At 71.0% G+C, this 22,995-nt stretch carries 18 protein-coding genes; 9 read left to right on the forward strand and 9 right to left on the reverse strand.

The features are described 5' to 3' along the window. Nucleotides 1-18: 18 nt before the first annotated feature. The 3 genes from ACFU9A_RS02075 to trxA all read left to right on the forward strand — a co-directional run bounded on the left by ACFU9A_RS02075 (nt 19) and on the right by trxA (nt 3,483). Nucleotides 19-1,956 carry a hypothetical protein gene (locus tag ACFU9A_RS02075; RefSeq protein ID WP_430573603.1) on the forward strand — a complete coding sequence of 646 codons (1,938 nt, stop codon included), beginning with the start codon at nt 19-21 and terminating at the stop codon, nt 1,954-1,956. Between the two features lie 109 nt (nt 1,957-2,065). Then, nucleotides 2,066-3,115: a thioredoxin-disulfide reductase gene (trxB, locus tag ACFU9A_RS02080; protein ID WP_430573604.1), complete on the forward strand. Its 1,050-nt coding sequence runs from the start codon at nt 2,066-2,068 to the stop codon at nt 3,113-3,115. Nucleotides 3,116-3,150: 35 nt separating this feature from the next. Next, nucleotides 3,151-3,483, forward strand: a complete 333-nt coding sequence (trxA, locus tag ACFU9A_RS02085) for a thioredoxin (protein ID WP_430573605.1) — start codon at nt 3,151-3,153, stop codon at nt 3,481-3,483. A 2,941-nt stretch (nt 3,484-6,424) separates the two neighbouring features. Here trxA and ACFU9A_RS02090 read toward each other — a convergent pair. From ACFU9A_RS02090 to rpmH, 8 genes are all read right to left on the reverse strand, one after another. Next, nucleotides 6,425-7,858 (reverse strand): ParB/RepB/Spo0J family partition protein, encoded by a 1,434-nt coding sequence (locus ACFU9A_RS02090; RefSeq protein WP_430573606.1) that lies wholly within the window; start codon nt 7,856-7,858, stop codon nt 6,425-6,427. 163 nt (nt 7,859-8,021) lie between these two features. Next, nucleotides 8,022-8,966 carry a ParA family protein gene (locus ACFU9A_RS02095; RefSeq protein ID WP_430575324.1) on the reverse strand — a complete coding sequence of 315 codons (945 nt, stop codon included), beginning with the start codon at nt 8,964-8,966 and terminating at the stop codon, nt 8,022-8,024. Between the two features lie 306 nt (nt 8,967-9,272). Then, the gene (gene rsmG, locus ACFU9A_RS02100; protein ID WP_430573607.1) at nt 9,273-9,938 is read right to left on the reverse strand and encodes a 16S rRNA (guanine(527)-N(7))-methyltransferase RsmG; all 666 of its coding nucleotides are present in this window, start codon (nt 9,936-9,938) and stop codon (nt 9,273-9,275) included. Between the two features lie 78 nt (nt 9,939-10,016). Beyond that, nucleotides 10,017-10,550 carry a protein jag gene (locus tag ACFU9A_RS02105; protein WP_430573608.1) on the reverse strand — a complete coding sequence of 178 codons (534 nt, stop codon included), beginning with the start codon at nt 10,548-10,550 and terminating at the stop codon, nt 10,017-10,019. 22 nt (nt 10,551-10,572) lie between these two features. Next, a complete protein-coding gene (yidC, locus tag ACFU9A_RS02110; RefSeq protein WP_430573609.1) occupies nt 10,573-11,505 on the reverse strand; it encodes a membrane protein insertase YidC in 933 nt (310 codons plus the stop codon). A 61-nt stretch (nt 11,506-11,566) separates the two neighbouring features. Next, nucleotides 11,567-11,896 (reverse strand): membrane protein insertion efficiency factor YidD, encoded by a 330-nt coding sequence (gene yidD / locus ACFU9A_RS02115; RefSeq protein WP_430573610.1) that lies wholly within the window; start codon nt 11,894-11,896, stop codon nt 11,567-11,569. Beyond that, nucleotides 11,893-12,282: a ribonuclease P protein component gene (rnpA, locus tag ACFU9A_RS02120; RefSeq protein WP_430573611.1), complete on the reverse strand. Its 390-nt coding sequence runs from the start codon at nt 12,280-12,282 to the stop codon at nt 11,893-11,895. The genes yidD and rnpA overlap by 4 nt, the downstream gene beginning before the upstream one ends. Nucleotides 12,283-12,285: 3 nt before the next feature. Next, the gene (gene rpmH / locus ACFU9A_RS02125) at nt 12,286-12,423 is read right to left on the reverse strand and encodes a 50S ribosomal protein L34 (protein ID WP_013840089.1); all 138 of its coding nucleotides are present in this window, start codon (nt 12,421-12,423) and stop codon (nt 12,286-12,288) included. Nucleotides 12,424-12,828: 405 nt separating this feature from the next. Here rpmH and dnaA point away from each other — a divergent pair, with 405 nt between their 5' ends. From dnaA to ACFU9A_RS02150, 5 genes are all read left to right on the forward strand, one after another. Next, nucleotides 12,829-14,244 (forward strand): chromosomal replication initiator protein DnaA, encoded by a 1,416-nt coding sequence (gene dnaA / locus ACFU9A_RS02130; protein WP_430573612.1) that lies wholly within the window; start codon nt 12,829-12,831, stop codon nt 14,242-14,244. 633 nt (nt 14,245-14,877) lie between these two features. Further along, entirely contained in the window at nt 14,878-16,011 is a 1,134-nt protein-coding gene (gene dnaN / locus ACFU9A_RS02135; RefSeq protein ID WP_380321040.1) for a DNA polymerase III subunit beta, read from the forward strand. 41 nt (nt 16,012-16,052) lie between these two features. After that, on the forward strand, nt 16,053-16,949 hold the full coding sequence (gene gnd, locus ACFU9A_RS02140; RefSeq protein WP_430573613.1) for a phosphogluconate dehydrogenase (NAD(+)-dependent, decarboxylating): 897 nt from the start codon (nt 16,053-16,055) through the stop codon (nt 16,947-16,949). A gap of 31 nt (nt 16,950-16,980) precedes the next feature. Beyond that, entirely contained in the window at nt 16,981-18,177 is a 1,197-nt protein-coding gene (recF, locus tag ACFU9A_RS02145) for a DNA replication/repair protein RecF (protein WP_430573614.1), read from the forward strand. A 100-nt stretch (nt 18,178-18,277) separates the two neighbouring features. After that, nucleotides 18,278-18,787, forward strand: coding sequence for a DUF721 domain-containing protein (locus ACFU9A_RS02150; RefSeq protein ID WP_430575325.1), 510 nt, complete (start codon nt 18,278-18,280; stop codon nt 18,785-18,787). Between the two features lie 85 nt (nt 18,788-18,872). On the opposite strand, the gene ACFU9A_RS02155 is transcribed toward ACFU9A_RS02150, so the two are convergent. Further along, nucleotides 18,873-20,429 carry an LPXTG cell wall anchor domain-containing protein gene (locus ACFU9A_RS02155; RefSeq protein ID WP_430573615.1) on the reverse strand — a complete coding sequence of 519 codons (1,557 nt, stop codon included), beginning with the start codon at nt 20,427-20,429 and terminating at the stop codon, nt 18,873-18,875. A 448-nt stretch (nt 20,430-20,877) separates the two neighbouring features. On the opposite strand from ACFU9A_RS02155, the gene gyrB reads away from it, so the two are divergent. Then, nucleotides 20,878-22,977 (forward strand): DNA topoisomerase (ATP-hydrolyzing) subunit B, encoded by a 2,100-nt coding sequence (gyrB, locus tag ACFU9A_RS02160; protein ID WP_430573616.1) that lies wholly within the window; start codon nt 20,878-20,880, stop codon nt 22,975-22,977. Nucleotides 22,978-22,995: the final 18 nt, after the last annotated feature.

The raw sequence follows: 22,995 nt of genomic DNA on the forward strand, positions 1-22,995 counted from the left end.
CCCCACCGAGGAGTCCAGGTGAGCACCGCCCATCCCGGGACAGTCATGGTCGACCGCTATCGGCTCGTGCAGCCCGCAGCCACCGACCTCGCCGCAGCAGAGGCGTGGGAGGCGCACGACCAGATCCTGGACCGCCCGGTCCGGGTGACCTTCATCGACGGCCCGTACGCGTCCGCGGCGCTCGACGCCGCCCGCCGTGCCGCGCTCGTGGCCGACCCCCGTCTCTCCCGCGTGCTCGACGTCGGCAGCACCGACCTCGGCGACGGGCAGCGCAGCTACATCATCTCCGAGCCGTACCGCGGCTCGTCGCTGACAGAGGTCGTCTCCAGCGGCCTGGTCGACGCCCAGCAGGCCCGCGCCGTCGTCGGCGAGGCGGCCGCGGCGCTCGAGGCCGCCGGCCAGCGCGGCGTCCACCACCTCGCCCTGCGCCCCGAGGCCGTGCGGGTGGACGGGCACCGTGTCGTCGTCACCGGGCTCGGCATCGACGCCGCGCTCGCCGGTGTCGACGGCGGCCGGACCACGGTCGGCGCCGCCGCCGCGGCGGCCGACGCGCGCGACCTCGTCGCCCTCGCCTACTACGCGCTCACCGCGCGGTGGCCCGGCGACTCCCTCGACGAGCCCTGGATCGCCGGCGACGCGGTCCGGCCGCTCCCCGCCCAGACGGACGCGAACGGCGTCGTCCCGGTCTCCGCGCTCGTGCCGCACGTCGACCCGGAGCTGGACACGCTCGTCCGCCGCACGTTCGGCACCGAGACCCCGGACGCGCCCGGCAACCCGGGCGACGTCGTCGCGGCGCTCGCCCCCTGGGGCGAGGTGTCCGTGGTCGCGTCGCTGCCCCAGTTCGTGCAGCCGCCGACCGAGCCGCCGGTCCGCTCCTCGGTCCTCGGGGCCGGGAGCAACGGGGCGGGCCTGCCCGGCACGCCCCCGCCCGCGCCGCCCGTCCGCCGGCCGTCGAGCGGCCGGATCGCCCGGTCGGCCGCCGTCGGGGGCGCCGTCGGCGGTGCTGCCTACGCCGGTCAGGCCGCAGCGCAGTCCACGCAGGCGATGCCGCCGGCCGGCGCACAGACGGCGCCCCAGTCGCCCGTCCCGCCGCCGCCCGCCCAGGCGACGGCCGCGATGGCACCGGTGCAGCAGGGTGCGCAGGTCCCGCAGGGCGCCCCGGCGCAGCCGCCCGCCCAGGCCTACGGCGCCGCCCCTGAGGGCTACGCCACGCAGGCGTACGCCGCCCCGCAGCAGCAGACGGCGCACGCCCCCGTGCCCCCGCCGCCGGGTGGCGGTGAGCCGCGCACCGACACGGGCGGCTTCGCGTCGTCCCCCGCGCCGAAGCGGCGCGGCGTGAACCCGACGCCGATCGTCCTCGGCCTCGTCGTCGTGCTCGTCCTCGCGGGCGCGCTGTGGGCCGTGTCGAACGCCCTGTCCCCCGTGGACAACACCCCGGTCGCCGCGAGCCCGACCCCGACGCAGGCCGCGAACCAGGGCGGCGGCGCCGAGGAGCCCAGCGACGGCGCGTCGGAGCCCTCGGAGACCCCGGAGGCCCGCCCGGTCATCAAGTCGGGCGACCAGCTCGACCCGGAGGGCGACGGTCAGCACCCGGAGGCCGTGGACCTCGCGTACGACGGCGACCCGTCGACGTTCTGGTACACGATGTACTTCAAGTCGCCCGACTTCGCGGGGCTGCGCAGCGGCGTCGGATATGTCGTCGAGCTCGAGAAGCCCGCACCGGTCTCGTCCATCACGCTCAACACGAACTCCTCCGGCGGTCACGTGGAGGTCCGGGCCACGTCGCGGGACAAGCCGACCGATGGTGCGGTGCTCGCGGAGGGCTCGTTCAGCTCGGAGACCAAGCTCGAGCTCTCCGAGGAGACCGTCGCGGACTCCTTCGTGCTGTGGATCACCGAGCTCCCGGTGACCAACGGCAAGAACTACCTGGAGCTCAACGAGATCGTCCTCTCGTGACCCGTTCCCGGGCGGCGTCGGTCGTCGCCCGGGAACACCACACCGCCCCGCCTTGTTGACGGCGATGGCGCCCTAGGGCGCGACACACCAGCAAAGACCAGGAGAAGACGTGACCGATCAGCCGACCACCACCACCGCTGAGGGCACCGTGCACGACATCGTGATCGTGGGCTCGGGCCCCGCCGGCTACACGGCGGCCGTGTACGCGGCGCGCGCCGGCCTGGCACCCGTCGTGATCGCCGGTTCCGTCACCGCCGGTGGCGCGCTGATGAACACGACCGAGGTCGAGAACTTCCCCGGCTTCCCCGCCGGGATCCAGGGCCCCGACCTCATGGAGGCAATGCGCGAGCAGGCCGAGAAGTTCGGCGCCCGCGTGCTGTGGGACGACGCCGAGCAGGTCGAGCTGACCGGTGACGTCAAGACCGTCGTCACCGGCGGCGGCGAGACCTTCCGCGCCCGCGCCGTGATCCTCGCGACCGGCTCCGCGTACCGCGAGCTCGGCCTGCCGGAGGAGAAGCAGCTCTCCGGTCGTGGCGTGTCCTGGTGCGCGACCTGCGACGGCTTCTTCTTCCGCGACCAGCACATCGCCGTCGTCGGTGGTGGCGACTCAGCGATGGAGGAGGCGACGTTCCTCACGCGCTTCGCGTCCAAGGTGACGATCGTGCACCGTCGCGACTCCCTGCGGGCGTCGAAGATCATGGCCGACCGTGCGCAGGCCGACCCGAAGATCGAGTTCGCCTGGAACAGCGAGGTCGCCGGCATCTCCGGCGAGGACAAGGTCGCCGGCGTGACGCTGCGCGACACGGTCACCGGCGAGGAGCGCGAGCTCGACGCGACGGGCCTCTTCGTCGCCATCGGCCACGACCCCCGCACCGACCTCGTGAAGGGCCAGATCGACCTCGACGACGAGGGCTACATCCTCGTCGAGGGCCGCTCCACCCGGACCAACCTCCCCGGCGTCTTCGCCTGCGGCGACGCCGTCGACCACACCTACCGCCAGGCGATCACCGCCGCCGGCTCCGGGTGCGCGGCCGCGCTCGACGCGCAGTCGTACCTCACCGAGGTCGCCGACGACGAGGGCGAGCGTTCCCTGGCCGGCACCCCCGCGGTGCCGAACCCCGACGGGCTGCCCACGGCGCTCGACTCGGTCGCAGGCTGACCCCTTCCTCCCACCACGCATCGAAGGAGCGACACATGGCTACCGTCGCCGTCACCGACGACACGTTCAAGGCCGAGGTTCTCGAATCCGACGTCCCGGTCCTCGTGGACTTCTGGGCGACCTGGTGCGGCCCGTGCCGCATGGTCGCCCCGATCCTCGAGGAGCTCTCCGACGAGTACGAGGGCAAGATCAAGATCGTCAAGCTCGACACCGACGCCAACCAGGCCACCACGATGGCCTACGGCATCACGTCGATCCCGACGCTCAACGTCTACTCCGGTGGCGAGCTCGTGAAGTCCGTCATCGGCGCCCGCCCCAAGCGGGCCCTCCAGGAGGAGATCGACGCGGTCCTCGCGCCGAGCGTCTGATCATCCCCGAAGTCATCCCAAAGGCCGGGCCTGTTTCACGTGAAACAGGCCCGGCCTTCGGCGTCTCCGGCCTCAGGACGACGGCCCTGCCGAGCCGGCGGCGGTCCCCGTCCCGGCGTCCGCGCAGCGTGCGCCGAACGGGGCCCTCGAAGGGCCCGTCGGCGTCGCCGGCCTCGGCGCTCATCTGCGGACCTCGCTCCCGGCACGGGCATTCGACCGTGACGACGACGTGCCGCCCAGGCACCGCGGCCTTCCCTCACGACCGGGTCCGTGTCGGGTCCTGCCAGAGCCGGCAGCAGCAGGACGAGCCCCCACCACCCCGCGGACACCGCCACCTGCACCGGGCCACGACCGAGTCGCTGCCCGCATCGAAGCACCCGGGCACCCTGCGCCCTGCCCGGAACCATGCAGGCGCTCGAGAACAGAACGCTCGCCGTGCACGCGGCAAACCCAGGGGCCGCGCGACCGACGCTGCGCGTGGACTCCCGACACCGATGTAGCGCGCGTGGAGCGACGACCCGTCGCTGCGGGGCCGCCACCTGCCTCGGCCGCGTGCTGGCTCGTTCCTGCCCGGCTCGCCCGCTCGGGCCCGTCTCGCAGAGATCGCAACGACAGCGATCCCCAAGGCACTCACGGCGCTCTCTCCCCTTTGAGGCGAGATCTCCGGTTGGCCCAGTGCCGGCTGAAGTGCGCACTCTCCGCCCCGCCCACCATCCCGACGCCGCCGACCTTCGTCGCGCCTCATCCCACGCCCAGGACCACCGTGGTGCGCTCCGCACCCCCCGATCGGCGGGAGGGAGGTTGCGAGGGGCTCGGCTCCTGCCTGATCCGGGACGTCCCGCACTCACGGCCACGGCGACGGCCCGGCCATGACGACCACCGACGCGCGCAGTCCCGGCTGCCACGCTGTGCGCGGGCAGCGCCGAAGTAGGGCGCAGTCACTACCGAGCCGTACGCCTGAGGGCGGCGAGCTCGCCTGCCCTCCGCGGTACCGCCCTGCCCTCCGCGATGCCGCCCTGTCGTGCCGCCGTGCCGCCCTGCCGTCCGCGGTGCCGCCCAGCCCTCCGGCGGTGCCGCCCAGCCCTCCGGCGGTGCCGCTCTGCCGTCCGCGATGCCGCCCTGTCGTGCCGTCGTGCCGCCGTGCCGCCGTGCCGCCGTGCCGCAGGAGGCTTCCCTGGCGGGGGGGCAGCGCGGTCCGCCTCGCTGGCAGCATGCCCCCGGCGGCCGTGCCCATCGAGCTGGTCGATGTGCGTCCCCCGGCGGGGCCCGCCGGCACGCGGTGGCCCCGCGCCGGCTCCTCTCCCCCATCGGTCGCGGGGCATTCGTCCCCTTCCCGCCCCTCTGCCGGAAATCGCCGTCACGGGACGGTCAGGACTGGCAGCTCGGTCCTGACTGGTACGACCGGTCCGGCGGGCGCGCGGGGATGGAGGTCGGTACGGCGCGCCGGCCTTCCGGGCGGGCGGTCTGACGAGGCTCACGACCCTCGACCGGCGCATGGCCTGACGACTCGCCGTGGGTCGCGCGAGCCGGACCCGGCGGCACTCCACCTGCCGCGCCGGTCTGGCGAGCACTCGCGGGTGAGGACAGATCTGGCCCCTCAAGCGACCGGCTCCACATGTCCCGGCGCACGCCTGCGAACGGTGCCCAGCGCGAGGGTGCCCGGCGAGCGACGAGGCCATGCCGTCGGGTCCTCACCGCCACGAACCCGCAGGTCAGGCGCTACGGCGTCTGTCAGGGGCGAGGGCGATCGCGCTCCCTGCGGAGCGGCGTCGAGGAGAGGTTCGTCCGCCTCTCGCGATCATCCCGAGCGCCGTTCCCCTCGCAGCCACTCGCGCGTTCGGCTCCGACGTCCGGAGATTGGCGCTCCACCCGAGACAGTCCCCGGTCCCCCCACCGCCACCTTCGTCCTTGCGGGGCATGAGCGCTCCCCTCCGAGCCGTCTGTCGGGCCTGGCGGATCAGTGCCGGCCTCACGCCAGCCACCCACGCCCCTCGCATCGATCGGGTCCTGCGTCTCCAGCCGCGTCGCACATGTTTCACGTGGAACGCCACCCCTGCTCGTGAGCCGACATCCGACGTCCATCACCGCGCCCACCGCGACCCTCAACCCGCTCGCTCACTCGGCTGCCGCGAGCACGGCTCGTGTCTCGTCAGCTCTGAACAGCGCTCACGTCTCGTCCCCGCTCAACAGTGGCCTCGCCGCGTGCCCGTCGGTGTCGACCGGGGGCTCCCTCCGCAGCCTGCGTCATCTCCTCCCCCGCGTTCAACGCGTGCCGTCACTCCCGGCGACCGCTCGCCGGACCATGCCGCCAGGTTCCCTGGGACGACGACCGAGCGACCGTGGCCCCTGCCCCGCCGGCCGCCGGCGTCGAACGTTCGTCTGGCTGCGTCGGCACGCGACAACCAGACCTCCGCGCGGACCGGCCGTGCCCTCCGACCTGCAGACCGCCGGTCGGTGCGGCTGCGCGTCCTCGGCGTCGGGGCTGGTCACGTGAGGGAATGAACGGCCGACCCACAGCACCGATGGCGAGGGCCGCCGACACACCGGTGCCCTGGGCTCGCTGGGAGGCGGCGCTCCGAAGCCCCCAGCCATCGCCCCGAGCCCCTTGCTTCCTGGGAGCCGGTCGGCCCGCCGCCCAGTCCGGGACTGCCCCGACCTGGGACACCCCGCATCGAGACGAAACCCAGCCCAGTCGCGGGACCACCTCCCCGACACAGGGCGCCGGACCGTTGCCTTCACGGCCCCTGTTTCACGTGAAACAGGGACACCGGGGACGTCGGCGCGTCACCCAACCTCCCGCACCGCGCCAGCCCAGCTCGATGAACGAAACGGCCATCGGCGACAGTCAGCCGCGGCGGCCGTCACGACGGCCAGGACTCGCTACACACGAACGGGCGCCGCCTCATCAACAGAGGCAGCGCCCGTCGAACGTGTCGGGTGATCAGGAACGCAGGAGACCGGGGTCCTCCGGCGCCATGACACCGAGGATCCGGTTGAGGTCCTCGACGGAGGCGAACTCCACCGTCAGCCGCCCCTTGGTCTTACCGATGTTCACCTTCACGCGAGTCTCGAACCGATCCGCAAGTCGTGTGGCGAGGTCGTCCATCGCCTCGCTCCGCTGGCCCGCGCGAGGCGCGCGGCGAGTCGAACGCTCGGCGTCGCCGCTGGTCAGCAGCGTGACGATCTCCTCCGTCGCACGCACGGACAGGCCCTCGGAGACGATCCGTTGGGCCAGTCGTTCGATCTCAGCACCGTCGCTGAGCGACAGAAGCGCTCGCGCGTGCCCCGCCGACAACACCCCAGCGGCGACACGGCGCTGCACCAGCGGCGGGAGCTTCAGCAGGCGGAGCGTGTTGGAGATCTGGGGCCGCGAGCGAGCGATCCGAGTCGCGAGCTCCTCGTGCGTGCACCCGAAGTCGTCGAGGAGCTGACGGTAGGCCGCCGCCTCCTCGAGCGGGTTCAGGGCGGCGCGGTGCAGGTTCTCCAGCAGCGCATCACGGAGCATGTCGCTGTCGTCGGTCTCGCGGACGATCGCCGGGACCGTTTCCAGGCCGGCGACCTGCGACGCACGCCAGCGCCGCTCGCCCATGATGAGCTCGTATCGGTCCGGGTCAGCCGCATCCGGCCGCACCACGACGGGCTGGAGGACGCCGATCTCGGAGATCGACGCGACCAGCTCGTCGAGCTCGCCGTCGTCGAACACCGAGCGAGGCTGCCAGGTGTTCGGACGGATCGCATCGACCGGGATCTCCGCGAACCGCGCGCCCGGAACCGGGGCCAGCTCCGTTTCACGTGAAACGGCGTCGTGGATGGGCGCGTCGTCGCCCCAGTCCCCGTCTCCGCTGGCCTGCCCGTCGTCACTGCTCTGCGGGTTCGGCTCGGACTTCGACTCGAGGCCCGTTGCAGCCACGTCCTCGTCCAGATCCGGCAGGGCGATGCTGGTGATCAGGCCGAGAGACAGGGAGTCGGCACCGAACGCGTCGCCGCCGTCGTCGTCCTGTTCACGGGTCAAGGGTGTCGCCTCGCGAGCAGGCTGAGGATCGACCTCCGTCAGGAGCGCGCTGGCGCCCGGCTCAGTGCCCGAGACGTCGCGCGCGTCGCTCTTGACCTGCGACTCGCCGCCCGTCCGAATGCTCAGCCGCCCGCCGGCGATCGCCGAGTCCCATGAGGCTGCGCGACGCGTGGTCCGTCCGCCCTCGTCTGCGACGTCGGCGCCCGAGCGGTCGGCCGGCGCGGTGGCGAGCGCCCCGCTTCCCGAGCCACCCTCCCGGGGCTCCCCCGCGGGGAAGAAGACGTCGACCGGTCGGTCGCCTTCCGGGCCCGACGGGATCAGCGCACCGAGCCCGCGGCCCAGACCACGCTTCTTCTGACTCATGCTCCAGCCTCCTGAACCATGGGGCCCCGCGTTCCCCTAGTCGTCGTCGAAGTACGGTCGCGTCGTCGCTGGGACGAACCACGCGATGTGTCAGCCCCCGCGGCGCGGCGTGACGTGAAGTCTTCGGGCGTCGTTGCGCCCGTTCCCTGGCTTGTCATCGGCCTTATCCCAGGTCAGCGCGCTGCGGCGCACGATCAGCCAGCTCGCGGGCCGCTTCGAGGTACGCGAGCGAACCTGTTGATCCCGGGTCGTACGTCATGACCGTCTGTGCGTGACTCGGAGCCTCCGAGATGCGCACGGAGCGAGGCACGGTGGTCCGTAGGGTCTGGTTCGGGAAGTGCTCGCGGACCTCGGCTGCCACCTGTTGGGCGAGGTTCGTGCGCCCGTCGTACATGGTGAGCAGGATCGTCGAGACGCGAAGCTCCGGGTTCAGGTGCGCCTTGATGAGCTCGATCGTCTTCAGAAGCTGGCTCAGCCCTTCCAACGCGTAGTACTCGCACTGGATCGGGATGAGCACCTCGCGACCGACGACGAAGGCGTTCACGGTCAGCAGCCCCAGGCTGGGTGGGCAGTCGACCAGCACGTAGTCGATCCGCTCCTCTCCGCGCTCCTCACGCTGAGCCAGGTAGCTGTCCAGCGCCCGCCGCAGGCGTGTTTCACGTGAAACCAGGGAGACCAGCTCGATTTCGGCGCCCGACAGGTCGATGGTCGCCGGGACACCGTACAGACCCGGAACGGTCGGGCACTCCTGCACGGTGTTCGCCAGCGGCTCGTCCTCGACGAGGACCTCGTAGATCGACGGCGTTCCCGCGCGGTGCTCCAGCCCGAGTGCGGTCGACGCGTTCCCCTGGGGGTCGTTGTCGATGACCAGCACCTTCAACCCCGACTGGGCAAGGCCCGCCGCGATGTTGACGGTCGTCGTCGTCTTCCCGACGCCGCCCTTCTGATTCGCCACGGTGATGATGCGCGTGTGATCCGGGCGGGGGAACTGCCTCCCTTGGAGCTCGATCCGCCGCCGTGCGTCGATCGCGAGCTGGGCGGCCAGCGGCGTCGACTCGTCCGCCTCAGGGACCGACGCGACCAGGGCCGCTCGGTGACCGTCGATCACCGGAGGGAGCCCTCCGGGCGCCCAGTCGAGGCCAGGCGCTGTTTCACGTGAAACGTGCGGATCGCTCGCCACGGTCCCGTCGTTGCGCGGGACGTCGTCGACGTGCTCCGTACTCGTGCTCACGTGCCACTCCTCCGGTTCGCCACAGAGACTTCGTGACCGGCCCGACGCGAGCGCTGCCGTCGTCGACCGGATGCTCCGCGCTCACTCTACGGCCTCACGGACGGCGCGCCGGGGCAAAACTCCGGCCGACAGAGATCGATCAGACAGGGCCGGGCGAGCGTGACCCGTGGGTCCGCTCCCTGTTCAGGGGCGACGGATGCGCAGGATCGTCGTTGCCTCGACGTCGTCGATCGTGCGGCCCTCGAGGATCTCCGGCTCGGCCGTCTTGAAGGACCGCAGCACCTTGCGTGCGGGCTCGATCTCTCGCTCGACGTTGCGGCCCTTGAGAACGACCATCGCTCCACCGTGGCGCACCAGCGGCATGCTCATCCGCGCGAGCTTGCTGAGGGCAGCCACCGCTCGCGAGGTCACGATGTCGACCTCGAAGGCGTCGTGGTACTCCTCTGCTCTCCCCCGATCGACCTGCACGTTCGCAAGCCCGAGGTCGTCCACGACCTCCTGGAGCCACGCCGTACGTCGCTCCATCGGCTCGATCAGACGGAAGTCGACGTCCGGCCGCTGGATCGCGAGAACCACACCAGGGAGCCCCGCGCCCGAACCGATATCGGCGACCGAACGCGCCTCACCCAGGTAGGGCGTCACCGCTGCGGAGTTCAGGATGTGGCGCTCCCAGAGACGTGCGACCTCCCTCGGCCCGATCAGCCCGCGCAGCTCGCCCTCCGCGCGCAGGCTCGCGGCGAATCGAGCGACCAGGTCGTATCGGTCGCCGAAGTACGCACGGACCGCGGCGCTCCGGCCGAGCGCCTCGTCCCGCGCACCGGCCGCACCATCCGTCGCGTCGTCGGTCATCTCGGGCACCTTTCGTTCGTTCGTCTCATGACGAGGGCCCGTCGTTTCACGTGAAACAACGGGCCCTCGAGGTCTTCATCAGGACGCGGGGGTCTCTCCCGGCTCGACGGCCGCGGGCTGCACCACGACGTACCGCGCCGGCTCCACGCCGCGGGAGTCGCTCACCAGCCCGGCAGCAGCGACGGCGTCGTGCACCACCTTGCGCTCGAACGCGTTCAGGGGGTCGAGCTCGACCTCCTGACCCGACGCACGAACCCGCTCGATGGCCTCCTCGGCCAGCGTGGTGAGCTCCGCGCGACGCTCGGCACGGAAGCCGCCGATGTCGAGCATCAGCCGGCTGCGCTCGCCGGTGCGGGCCTGCACGGCCAGGCGCGTGAGCTCCTGCAGGGCCTCGAGAACCTCGCCGTCCTGGCCCACGAGCACCGAGAGGTCCTCGTCCTCGTCGGCCACCACCTCGACCGCGGCGCGGTCGTGCTGGATGTCCAGGTCGATGTCACCGTCCAGGTCCGCGATGTCGAGGAGCTCCTCGAGGTAGTCGGCGGCGATCTCGCCCTCTTCCTCGAGGCGCGCCGTGCGCTCGGGTCCCTGGTCCACGGGAGTGTCCGTCGTCATCGGTGTCGATTCCTCTCGCTGCTCAGCGGCGCTTCTGGCGGTTCTTGCGCTTGGGCTGCTCGCGCTGCCCGCGGGCCTGCTCGGGCTCCGGCTCGGGAGCGGCCTCGATGGCGCCCTTCGCGGCGGCCTTACGGGCCTGCTTCTCCTTGAGGAGGCGCTCGGCCTCCGACCCGGGAGCGGGCATCTTCTTGATCGTGTAGAACTGCTGGCCCATCGACCACAGGTTCGAGATCACCCAGTAGATGAGCACACCCACGGGGAAGTTGATGCCCGAGATCAGGAAGATCACCGGGAGGATGTAGAGCATCATCTTCTGCGTGCTCGCCATCGGCCCCTCGAGGGCGGCCTTCGGCATGTTCTTCATGGTCAGCTGGCGCTGGGTGAAGAACATGGTGGCGCTCATCAGCACGATGAGGCAGATGACCACGATGCGCGACGTCGTCGAGTCGGTGGTCCGGAAGACGTCGGAGAGCTGGGCCCCGAAGAGCTCGGAGTGTTCGATGTCAGCGGCGACGCGCTGGTCGATCGGACCGATCGTGCGGTAGGACCCGTCGGCGATCGCCGACAGGTGGTTGAGCACCCGGAACAGCGCGAAGAAGATCGGCGACTGGAGCAGGATCGGCAGGCAGGACGCCATGGGGTTGGTGCCGTGCTTGCGGTACAGCTCCATCGTCTCGCGGCCCATGGCCTCACGGGACGCCGGGTCCGTCTTGCCCTTGTACTTCTTCTGCACGGCCTGCAGCTCCGGCTGCATCATCTGCATGCCGCGCGAGGCCTTGATCTGCTTGAAGAACAGCGGGATCAGCGCGATACGGATGACGATCGTCAGCGCGACGATCGAGAACACCCAGGCCCAGCCCGGACCGTCCTGCATCCCGAGGGTCGTGAAGAGTGCGTGGGCCCCGTACATGATCCAGGCCACGACCCACTCGATGGGGTAGAGGATGGTATCCATCCCGATGTGTCTCCTCTGTCGGAAAAGTCTCTGCGGTCCCCGGCGGCGCGGTCCGGGATGGTCAGTGGCGAGCTGCGCCGCGGTGCTCGTGAGCCGGCGCGTCGACGGCGTCGTCGGCGTGCTTGTCACGAGCGGGCGGTACGTCGTCGACGCCGCCGAGGCTCCAGGGGTTGCATCGAAGGATGCGCCAGAGCGCGAGACCGGTCCCCCGCAGCGTGCCGTGCGTACGGATCGCGATGACCGCGTACTGCGAGCACGACGGGTAGTACTTGCAGGTGGGACCCGTGAGCGGGGAGATCACCGACTGGTAGACCCGGATCACACCGATGAGGACGGCCGCAGGAAGGTTCCGCAGCACGTCGCGGCCGTGCCCGAGCGTGGGGGCGGTCACGACGCCCTCCGTCCGCGCGCGAGAGCGCGGTCGAGGCTGCTCGCCAGGTCGCGGTCGAGCTCCGCGTACGTGGCGGAGCTCGAGGCCGGGAGCGCTCGCACGACGAGGCGGGAACCGGCGGGGAGCACCGAGAGGTGCCCCGCGGCGGCATGCCGGAGACGGCGCTTCACCTGGTTGCGGTGCACGGCGTTCCCCACGGCCTTGGATACGACAAGACCGACCTGTGGCGGTTCATCGCCCGAGACACCAGAGACACCGGCCTGTGAGCCGGTGTCGGGGTCGACGAGGAGATGGACCACCACGGTCGATCGACCTGCACGCGTGCCGCGGCGCACCGCCCGTTCGAAGTCGACGGAACGGCGCAGTCGGTGCGCCGCGGGCAGCATTCGTCAGGCAGAGAGCTCGGCGCGACCCTTGCGCCGACGGTTCGCCAGGATGGCGCGGCCGGCACGGGTGCGCATGCGCAGCCGGAAGCCGTGGGTCTTGGCACGACGACGGTTGTTCGGCTGGAAGGTCCGCTTGCTCACGAGGTACTCCAAGAAACGTCGGGGAGGCACACCGTCAGTTCCTCGACGATGCCGGTCTTGTTCTCGGTCGACGCACGCGTACAGGACGTGAGGCGTCGACCGGGCCGACCCGAGGACCGGCAGCCCAGTTGTGGGCGCGCGAAAGGACCTGGAACGGCTGTATGACGTTACGCCGTGCGGGCCCCTCAGGTCAAACCCGCCCAGGGGCGTCGCGGTGCCCCCGGTGGCTACGATGTGGAGGACCTCACGCACCACGGCGCGACGTCGCGCCGCCCGCCCCGGTACGGTCGTCACCCACAGCATTGTCCACAGGTTCCACAGCATGTGGACAACGCTGTGGACGGAGTCTGGGCGTGGCAGACTCGCGACCCGCTGCCCATCCAGAACGACAGAAGGACGACGCCCGTGGCCCAGCCGGACGAGAACATCACCGATGTCTGGGCACACACGCTCGCCACTCTCGAGGCACGGCCCGACATGTCGGCCCGCCAGCTCGCCTTCATCAAGCTCGCGAAGCCGATGGCCATCCTCGAGGACACCGTCTTCATCGCGGTCCCGCACGAGCAGACGCGCGCGTACCTCGAGACCAGCGTCCGGGACCAGCTCGTCTCCGCCATGGCGTCCACGCTCGGTCGCGACATCCGGTTCGGCATCACCGTGGATCCCGAGCTGAGCAGCGACACCCTCACCGGCCCGTCCCAGGACTACACCGCTCCCCCGGAGCCGGGAGTCCCCGACGAGCCCGAGGCCCCGCCACTGCCCGCGAGCCCGAAGCAGTCGGCCGAGCCGACCCGGCTCAACCCGAAGTACATCTTCGAGACGTTCGTCATCGGCGCCTCCAACCGGTTCGCCCACGCGGCGGCGGTCGCGGTGGCCGAGGCGCCGGCGAAGGCCTACAACCCGCTCTTCATCTACGGCGACTCGGGCCTGGGCAAGACCCACCTGCTGCACGCCATCGGGCACTACGCACACAACCTCTATCCCCATGTACGGGTGCGGTACGTGAACTCCGAGGAGTTCACCAACGACTTCATCAACAGCATCGGTGAAGGCCGCGCGGGGGCGTTCCAGCGCCGCTACCGGGACGTCGACGTCCTCCTCATCGACGACATCCAGTTCCTGCAGGGCAAGGAACAGACGATGGAGGAGTTCTTCCACACCTTCAACGCCCTGCACAACGCGGACAAGCAGGTCGTCATCACCTCCGACGTCCCGCCGAAGCAGCTCAACGGGTTCGAGGACCGGCTGCGCTCCCGCTTCGAGTGGGGCCTCATCACGGACGTGCAGCCGCCGGACCTCGAGACCCGGATCGCGATCCTCCGCAAGAAGGCGGCGAGCGAGCGGCTCGACGTGCCGGCCGAGGTGCTGAGCTACATCGGATCGCGCATCTCGACGAACATCCGTGAGCTCGAGGGTGCCCTGATCCGCGTCACCGCCTTCGCGAACCTCAACCGCCAGCAGGTCGACCTCGCCCTCGCGGAGATCGTCCTCAAGGACCTCATCACCGACGACGACACCGCGGAGATCACTCCCTCGATGGTGATCGCGCAGACGGCCGCCTACTTCGGCCTCACGATCGACGACCTGTGCGGATCCTCCCGCTCCCGCGTCCTGGTCACGGCGCGACAGATCGCCATGTACCTGTGCCGAGAGCTGACCGACCTGTCGCTGCCGAAGATCGGCCAGCAGTTCGGCGGCCGCGACCACACCACCGTCATGCACGCGAACAAGAAGATCGCGGGCCAGATGGCGGAGCGTCGCTCCACCTACAACCAGGTGACCGAGCTCACCAGCCGTATCAAGCAGCAGCACCGCGGCTGACCTGCTCCACGCTCCTCGCGGGCCCGACCACGCTCTTCACAGGGTGTGGGGCGGGCCCGCAGTCGTTTCTCCACATCACCGCCCACAGCCTCGACCGCGCCAGTCCGCCGATCTGTCGTCGCCGTCCCCATCCCTGTGGACGGACATCGTGGACAACTGGGCGTTATCCCCAGGCAGCGAGATTCACACCTGTGGACAAGGTTGTGGACGCATGTGGACCAGGGGGCCAAATCGGTGGACGACGGCGCCCGGATCGGTGGACGGCTGTGGGTACAGAATCCGTCGCCCACAGGCACAAGGCGTCGTCCACAGCGTCGCCCCCACGGCCTCCACATGCGGGGAAGTGCCCTGACCTGCGGAAACACCCGTCATCCCCAGAATCCACAACCCCTATGACGATGACTAACGTGTTCTCATCAAGAAATTCCCCACGCCTTCATCAGGGCGGCCGACGACCCGACCCACGCCCGAGCACAGGTCCGCAGATCGAGTGCCGAAGATGCCACGTCTCGCGTAGGGTTTGGCTCGGACGACGAGGCGGGTCGGATCGCGTCGGCGGGCCCCCACCGGGTCACAACGACACCCTCGACCGCCCACATCGATCGACAACAAGTCGACAACGCGAGGAGTGGGATGAAGTTCCGGGTTGAGCGTGACGTCCTGGCCGAGGCCGTGACCTGGACGGCGCGCACCCTCCCCACGCGCCCGCCGGCGCCGGTGCTGGCAGGGGTCCGCATCGAGGTCGACACGGCGGGCACGATCTGGCTGTCCAGCTTCGACTACGAGGTCTCCGCGCGCGCCGAGATCCCGGCCGAGGTCTCGGAGCCGGGCACCGTCCTGGTCTCCGGCCGGCTGCTCGCCGAGATCTCTCGCGCGCTGCCCAATAAGCCGGTCGACGTCACGCTCGAGGGCACCAAGGTCGTGCTGACCTGCGGCGCCTCGCGCTTCACGTTGCTGACGATGCCCGTCGAGGACTACCCGACGCTGCCGCAGATGCCGGAGCTCTCGGGCACCGTCACCGGGGACGCCCTCACCCACGCCGTCGCGCAGGTGAGCGTCGCCGCGAGCCGGGACGACACGCTCCCGCTGCTCACGGGTGTGCGGATGGAGATCGAGGGCGAGCGCATCACCCTCATCGCTACCGACCGGTACCGCCTGGCGCTGCGCGAGCTCACCTGGACCCCGGCCACCCCCGGCTACTCCGCGGTCGCCCTCGTGCGCGCCCGCACGCTTACCGACGTCGCGAAGTCGCTCGGCGGTGGCGGCGGCCTGGTGAACGTGGGGCTGTCCACAGGCCAGGGCGTGGACCTCATCGGCTTCGAGGCCGGCGGGCGCCACACGACGTCGCAGCTCGTGGACGGCGACTACCCGCCGGTGCGCCGCCTGTTCCCGGACGCGACGCCGATCCACGCCGTCGTCGCCACCGCGCCGCTCATCGAGGCGGCCAAGCGCGTCTCCCTGGTCGCCGAGCGCAACACGCCCATCCGCCTGTCGTTCACCGACGGCCAGGTGGTGCTGGACGCCGGGCAGGGCGACGACGCGCAGGCGTCGGAGGCCCTCGAGGCCGTGCTCGTGGGCGAGGACATCCAGGTCGCGTTCAACCCGCAGTTCCTGCTCGACGGCCTCGGTGCGCTCGGCACCGACTTCGTCCGGCTCTCGTTCACCCACCCGAACAAGCCGGTGGAGTTCACCGGCCAGGAGTCGCTCGACGGCGAGGACTCGTCGGAGTACCGCTACCTGCTCGTGCCCATCCGGTTCGCCGGCTGACGCACGGCAGCCCTCTCGCCCGCACCCTCCTGGAGGTACCCATGGTCAGCCACATCGGACTCGTCGGTCTGGGCAAGATGGGCAACAACATGCGCGAGCGCCTGCGCCGCGGCGGCATCGAGGTCACGGGGTACGACCCGCGACCCGAGGTGTCCGACGTGGCCTCGCTCGCCGACCTCGTGGCCACCCTGCCCGCCGATCGGCGCGTGGTGTGGGTGATGGTGCCTGCCGGCGACCCGACGCGCGGCGTCGTCCAGGAGCTCGGCACGCTGCTGGGCGAGGGCGACGTGGTCGTCGAGGGCGGCAACTCCCACTACCCGGAGGACCAGGCGCGGGCCGCCGAGCTCGCCGAGCGCGGTGTCGGCTACGTCGACGTCGGCGTGTCCGGCGGCGTCTGGGGCCTCGAGAACGGGTACGGGCTCATGTGCGGCGGCGACGCGACGCACGTCGAGGCGCTCATGCCGGTCTTCGACGCGCTGCGGCCCGAGGGTCCGCGCGAGGAGGGCTTCGTGCACGCCGGCGAGGTCGGTGCCGGGCACTTCGCGAAGATGGTCCACAACGGCATCGAGTACGGCCTCATGCAGGCGTACGCGGAGGGCTACGAGCTCCTGGCGGCCAAGAAGGACATCGTCACGGACGTGCACGGCACCATGAAGGCATGGATGCGCGGCACGGTCGTGCGCTCGTGGCTCCTGGACCTCATGGTCAAGGCGCTCGAGGAGGACCCGGCGCTGGCGGCCATCGACGACTGGGTCGACGACTCGGGCGAGGGGCGCTGGACCGTCGACGAGGCGATCGACAACGCGGTGCCGCTGCCCGTGATCTCTGCGGCGCTGTTCGCCCGCTTCGCGTCGCGGCAGGAGGAGTCGCCCGCGATGAAGGCCGTGGCCGCGCTGCGTCAGCAGTTCGGCGGGCACGCGGTCAAGCCGGCGCAGTGACCCGGCCGGTCGCCGGCCGTCGAGATCGCTGATGTACGTCTCGCACCTGTCCCTGCTGGACTTCCGGTCGTACGCCGCGGCCGACGTCGAGCTCGAGCCGGGCCCCAACGCCTTCGTGGGCCGCAACGGGCAGGGCAAGACGAACCTGGTCGAGGCCATCGGGTACGTCGCGACGCTGAGCAGCCACCGGGTCGCGAACGACACGCCGCTGATCCGCGCGGGCGCCGAGCGGGCCGTGGTCCGCACGCGGATCGTGCGCGCCGAGCGGGCGTCGACCGTCGAGCTGGAGATCACCGCCGGCAAGGCGAACCGGGCACGGGTCAACCGCGGTCAGCTGGGCCGGGCGCGCGACGTCCTGGGGATCCTGCGCACGGTGCTGTTCGCACCTGAGGACCTGACCCTCGTCAAGGGCGACCCCGACGGCCGCCGCCGCTTCCTCGACCAGCTGGTGGTGCAGCTCCTCCCCCGCGCCTCGGGTCTGCTGAGCGACTACGAGCGGGTGGTGCGGCAGCGGTCCGCGCTGCTCAAGTCGCTGCGCGGCGTCCGCAGGTCCGGGGGCGGGGCTGTGGACACCAGCACGCTCGAGGTGTGGGACGCCCGCGCCGCCCAGCTGGGCGGGCAGGTCCTCGCGATGCGGCTGGCGCTGGTGCAGGCGATGCGCCCCCATGTCGCGGCCGCGTACGAGCAGGTCAGCGACGCGGACGGCGACGCCGAGCTCACGTACCGCTCGAGCGTCCCGGAGGCGGGCGACGGCACCGGGCAGCTCCCGACGGCGGAGGATCTGGAGAAGGCGATGCTCGCGGCGATGGCCGCCGCGCACCCGCAGGAGCTCGAACGCGGCGTGAGCCTGGTCGGCCCGCACCGCGACGACCTGGTGCTCACCCTGGGCGGGCTGCCCGCCAAGGGGTACGCCAGCCACGGCGAGTCGTGGTCGTTCGCGCTGGCGTTGCGACTGGCGTCGTACCGGCTGCTCGGTGGCGGCGACGATCCGGAGCACGTGCCCGACGCCGCGTTCTGGGACCCCGACCTCGACACCGACGCCGACCCGGTGCTCATCCTCGACGACGTGTTCGCCGAGCTGGACGTGCGCCGTCGGGAGCGGCTCGCGGAGCTCGTCGCGCCGGCGCGCCAGGTGCTCGTGACCGCGGCCGTGCCCGGCGACGTCCCCGAGGGGCTCATGGGTGCGCGGTTCGAGGTGACCCCGGGACAGGTGCGTCGTGCGGGGTGACGACGACGCCGTGGACGACGGTCCGGAAGGTGTCTCCGACGGCGTCGGGGACGAGCCGCCCGGCCCGCGCTCCCGGCCCGACGCCGACCCCCGGCCGGTGCTGGACCGCACGGAGCTGACGCCGCCCTCGGCGGTGGCCCGCGAGGCCCTCAACCGCGCCAAGGCTGCCGCCCGTGCCAAGGGCCTGCGTCCCGGCTCGCCGGCGCGCCGCTCCCCCCTCGCGGAGCCGCGGATGTCGGGCCAGGGGCCGGGGGCGCGCGACCCGCAGCTGCTGTCCGAGGTGATGGGCCGCCTCATGCGGGACAAGGGCTGGACGGCGGACGTCTCCGTGGGCGGCGTCATCGGCCGCTGGCGGGAGGTCGTGGGCGACCAGGTCGCGGACCACTGCCAGCCGGAGACGTTCGAGCAGAAGGTCCTGGTGGTGCGTGCGGACTCGACGGCGTGGGCGACGCAGGTGCGCCTGCTCGTACCCACGCTGCTGAGACGTCTGGCCGAGGAGGTCGGCGAGGGCGTGGTCGAGCAGGTCACGGTGCTGGGCCCCGCAGGTCCGGGGTTCCGGCGCGGGCGCCGTTCCGTGCGCGGGCCGGGGCCGCGAGACACTTTCGGCTGAGTCCGGGCCTTGTCGGGGCGACCCGCGTGGTGGAACGACGAAGGCCCGGTCGCCGTGCGACCGGGCCTTCGTCGTGCTCAGCGCGTCAGTGCTGCACGCGGCGGCGCAGCCAGAACAGCGCGCCACCGCCGGCGACCAGCAGCAGGGCCAGGCCGGCGATCACGCCGACCGTGGCGCCGGTCTGCGGCAGGCTGTCGGCGCCGCCCGCGGCGTCGTCCGACGGCGTGTCCGCGGAGTCCGCGACCGTCTCGGTGTCGGGGCCGCCGACGCCGATCGGGTTGGCGCACTCGGACGAGGCCGGCGGGTAGTCGACCACGGTGGAGTACTCCGGGTTGACCTCGAACAGCACCTGCACGCCGTCCCGGGTCCAGGCGTAGTTCCCGTCCGTCTCGACGTAGGAGCCGTCGTCCTGCTGCTCCCAGCCCGGCCACTGCTTCGGCGCGGTGTCCGTGGCGCCCGGCCAGAGGAGCCGGCCCTCGAGCGGCTGGTCCGCGGCCACGTAGTCCTCGCCGCCGTCCGGGTTGATAAACGTGATCGTCAGCGGCGTGTCACCGTCGACCTCGACGCCCTCCGGCAGGGAGACGCCGTACGAGAGGTACGGGGTGTCGCCGTCGCAGACGGCGGCGATGTCACCGGGGACCAGCGCGCAGTCCTCCGCGGCCGGGACCAGCTCCGCGATCGGGAAGATCACGTCACCGCCCTCGGTACGCGTGTAGCCGGCGAGGTCCTCGCCGAACGTGTGACCCTTCGTCGGCACCGCGAGGACGCCCTGCTCCGTGCGCAGGTACGTGATCTCGGCGCTGTCCGCGGGAAGGATCACGTCGGACGAGTCCGCACCGCAGACCTCGAGCGCCGCCGGCGCCTGCGGCACGACGACCTGGGGCTCCTCGACCTCGGGAACCTCGGGGACCTCGGGCTCGGTCGGCGTCGCGCAGTCCTCGGCGGTCGGGAGCTCGATGCCGAAGTCGCTCAGCTCCTGGTGCTGCCAGTCGACGAGGTGCCCGTCCATGGAGGACCCGTCGGGGTACGTGATCGTGTCGGGCATCGTGTAGTCGTCGGGCCCGCCGCGCACCAGGTCCTGCTGGATGCCCCAGCCGGTGCACAGGTCGATGTCGTCGAGCGCGTCGGTCTCAGGGAGCTCCGTGTACCAGTGCTCGTCGTTGGTGAGCTCGTCCTCGGGGAGGGTGAGCGTCGTGGTGCCGAGCAGCTCCTGCTTCCCGGAGTTCTCCCACGCGGCGCCCTTGTCCTTGTCGAGCTTGGGGTACAGGTAGATGCCCACCTGGACCTCGGTGCCGTGCGGCGGCTCCGGCGTCGTGGGCGTGCAGGCCTCGGTGACGCCGCGCTCGTGGGCGTCGTACCGGTCGCCGTCGTGGGCGTCGACGTCCACGGTCCACTCGTGCCCCGTCGATCCGTCGAGCTCGAACGTCCGGTGCCAGGAGTCGCCGAAGCCCTCGCCGGCGACCTTCTTCCCGTCGATGGTGACGACGATGTCGGCACCCCGGTACTGGGTGAGGTTCACCTCCAGGCTGGTGCAGGTGTCCTTGACACGGGGGGTGTGGGCGGAGGCCGGCGCCGCGATGGCGACCAGCATCCCGCCGACGGCGAGCGTCGTCGCGGCGACGCCCGCCAGGATCCTCTTCACAGTGGTGTTGTCCCTTCGGTGGTTGACGGCGCGCGGAGACCGACGCCGATCGACGTGCGAGATGGGGATTCGTGGGGTAGTACACCAGTTTTTGGAGTAAATCGGGAGAGTCGTTGATAACGGTCAGAGCACGAAAGCCGGACACATCACCATGAGGGGTGCTCATCCCCCACCAGGTGTGGACAAGCCTGGGGAAAACCCTGTGGACAAATACCTGCGGCAGTGCCCGTCCGCCGCCTGTGGACAACGTGTGCGGAACTTCTCCCCAACGGCGTCAATCCGCCGTTTCCTTGCCTCCGGCAGGTAGACTGGGAAGGTCATTCCGGGTCGTGGTCCGACCTCTCTCGCACGGCTCGGTCGGGTGCGTGCCCGGAACCTGAGAGCCGCGCCGCGCGCACACCGCACGAAGCGCCGGCGCGTGCACGACGACCGAGGAGCAGCTCCGCCTGTGGCAGACCGAACCGACACCCCCCGTCCTGATGCTGTCGCCGCCGACGGAGCCACCGGACCGGGGAACGGGTACGACGCCGGCAACATCACCGTCCTGGAGGGCCTCGAGGCCGTCCGCAAGCGCCCGGGCATGTACATCGGCTCCACCGGTGAGCGCGGCCTCCACCACCTGGTGTACGAGATTGTGGACAACTCTGTGGACGAGGCCCTGGCCGGCCACGCCGACACCGTCGAGGTGACCCTCCTGGACGACGGCGGCGTCCGCGTCCGCGACAACGGTCGCGGCATCCCCGTCGCGATGCACCCCACGGAGGGCAAGCCCACGCTCGAGGTCGTCATGACGATCCTGCACGCCGGCGGCAAGTTCGGCGGCGGCGGGTACGCGGTCTCCGGCGGCCTGCACGGCGTGGGCATGTCCGTGGTCAACGCGCTGTCCACGCGCTTCGTCTCCGAGGTGAAGCGCGACGGCTACCACTGGCAGCAGGAGTACCGCGACGGCGGCGAGCCGGTCACGGGCGTCCAGCGGCTCGAGCCGCTGGCCGACGGCGAGTCCACCGGGACGACGCAGACCTTCTGGGCCGACGGGTCGATCTTCGAGACCACCGACTACGACTTCGAGACGCTGCGCTCGCGCTTCCAGCAGTACGCCTTCCTCAACAAGGGCCTGCAGATCACGCTGCGCGACGAGCGCGCCGGCCACGTCGTCGCGGACGACGAGGTGGTCGGGAGGCCCGCGTCGGAGGACTCCGTCACCGCCGCCGACGGAGGGACCGGCCCCGAGGCCGCGAACCCCGTGCGCACCGTGACCTACCGCTACGACAACGGCCTCACGGACTACGTGGCGCACATCAACGCGGCCAAGAAGTCCGAGCTCATCCACCCCGAGATCATCGACGTGGAGGCGGAGGACACCGAGCGCAAGATCTCGGTGGAGATCGCGATGCAGTGGACCAGCTCGTACAGCGAGTCGGTCCACACCTTCGCGAACACCATCTCCACCACCGAGGGTGGCACGCACGAGGAGGGCTTCCGCGCGGCGCTCACCACGCTGGTGAACAGCTACGCCCGCGAGAAGACGATCATCAAGGAGAAGGAGGACAACCTCACGGGTGACGACATCCGCGAGGGCCTGACCGCCGTCATCTCCGTGAAGCTCGGCGAGCCCCAGTTCGAGGGCCAGACGAAGACCAAGCTCGGCAACACCGAGGCCAAGACGTTCGTGCAGCGCGTGGTCCGCGAGAAGCTCGTGGACTGGTTCGACGCGCACCCCACGGAGGCGCGAGACATCATCCGCAAGGCGGTCCAGGCGTCGCAGGCCCGTATCGCGGCCCGCAAGGCCCGCGAGGCCACGCGCCGCAAGGGGATCCTGAGCTCGGGCGGGATGCCCGGCAAGCTCAAGGACTGCCAGTCCAACCGTGCGGAGGACTGCGAGGTCTACATCGTGGAGGGCGACTCGGCCGGCGGTTCCGCCGTCCGGGGTCGCAACCCGCACAACCAGGCGATCCTGCCGCTGCGCGGCAAGATCCTGAACGTCGAGCGGGCCCGCCTGGACAAGGCGCTCTCCAACCAGGAGATCCAGTCCCTGATCACGGCGTTCGGCACCGGCATCGGCGAGGACTTCGACCTGTCCAAGCTCCGGTACCACAAGATCGTGCTCATGGCCGACGCCGACGTCGACGGCCAGCACATCTGCACCCTGCTGCTCACGCTGTTGTTCCGGTACATGCGCCCGCTCATCGAGCACGGCCACGTGTACCTCGCGCAGCCGCCGCTGTACCGGCTCAAGTGGTCCAACGCGCCGCACGACTACGTGTACTCGGACCGCGAGCGGGACGCCTTCCTCAAGGAGGGGATCGCGGCGGGCAAGCGGATCCCCAAGGAGAACGGCATCCAGCGGTACAAGGGCCTGGGCGAGATGGACTACACCGAGCTCTGGGACACCACGATGGACCCGGAGCACCGCACGCTGCTGCAGGTCACCATGGACGACGCGGCCGCGGCCGACGAGATCTTCTCGGTGCTCATGGGCGAGGACGTCGAGTCCCGCCGCAGCTTCATCCAGCGCAACGCCAAGGACGTCCGTTTCCTCGACATCTAGCGGTACCGACACCGTCGT

The organism is Isoptericola sp. NPDC057653, assembly GCF_042799955.1.
In the GTDB taxonomy this organism is placed as follows: domain Bacteria; phylum Actinomycetota; class Actinomycetes; order Actinomycetales; family Cellulomonadaceae; genus Isoptericola.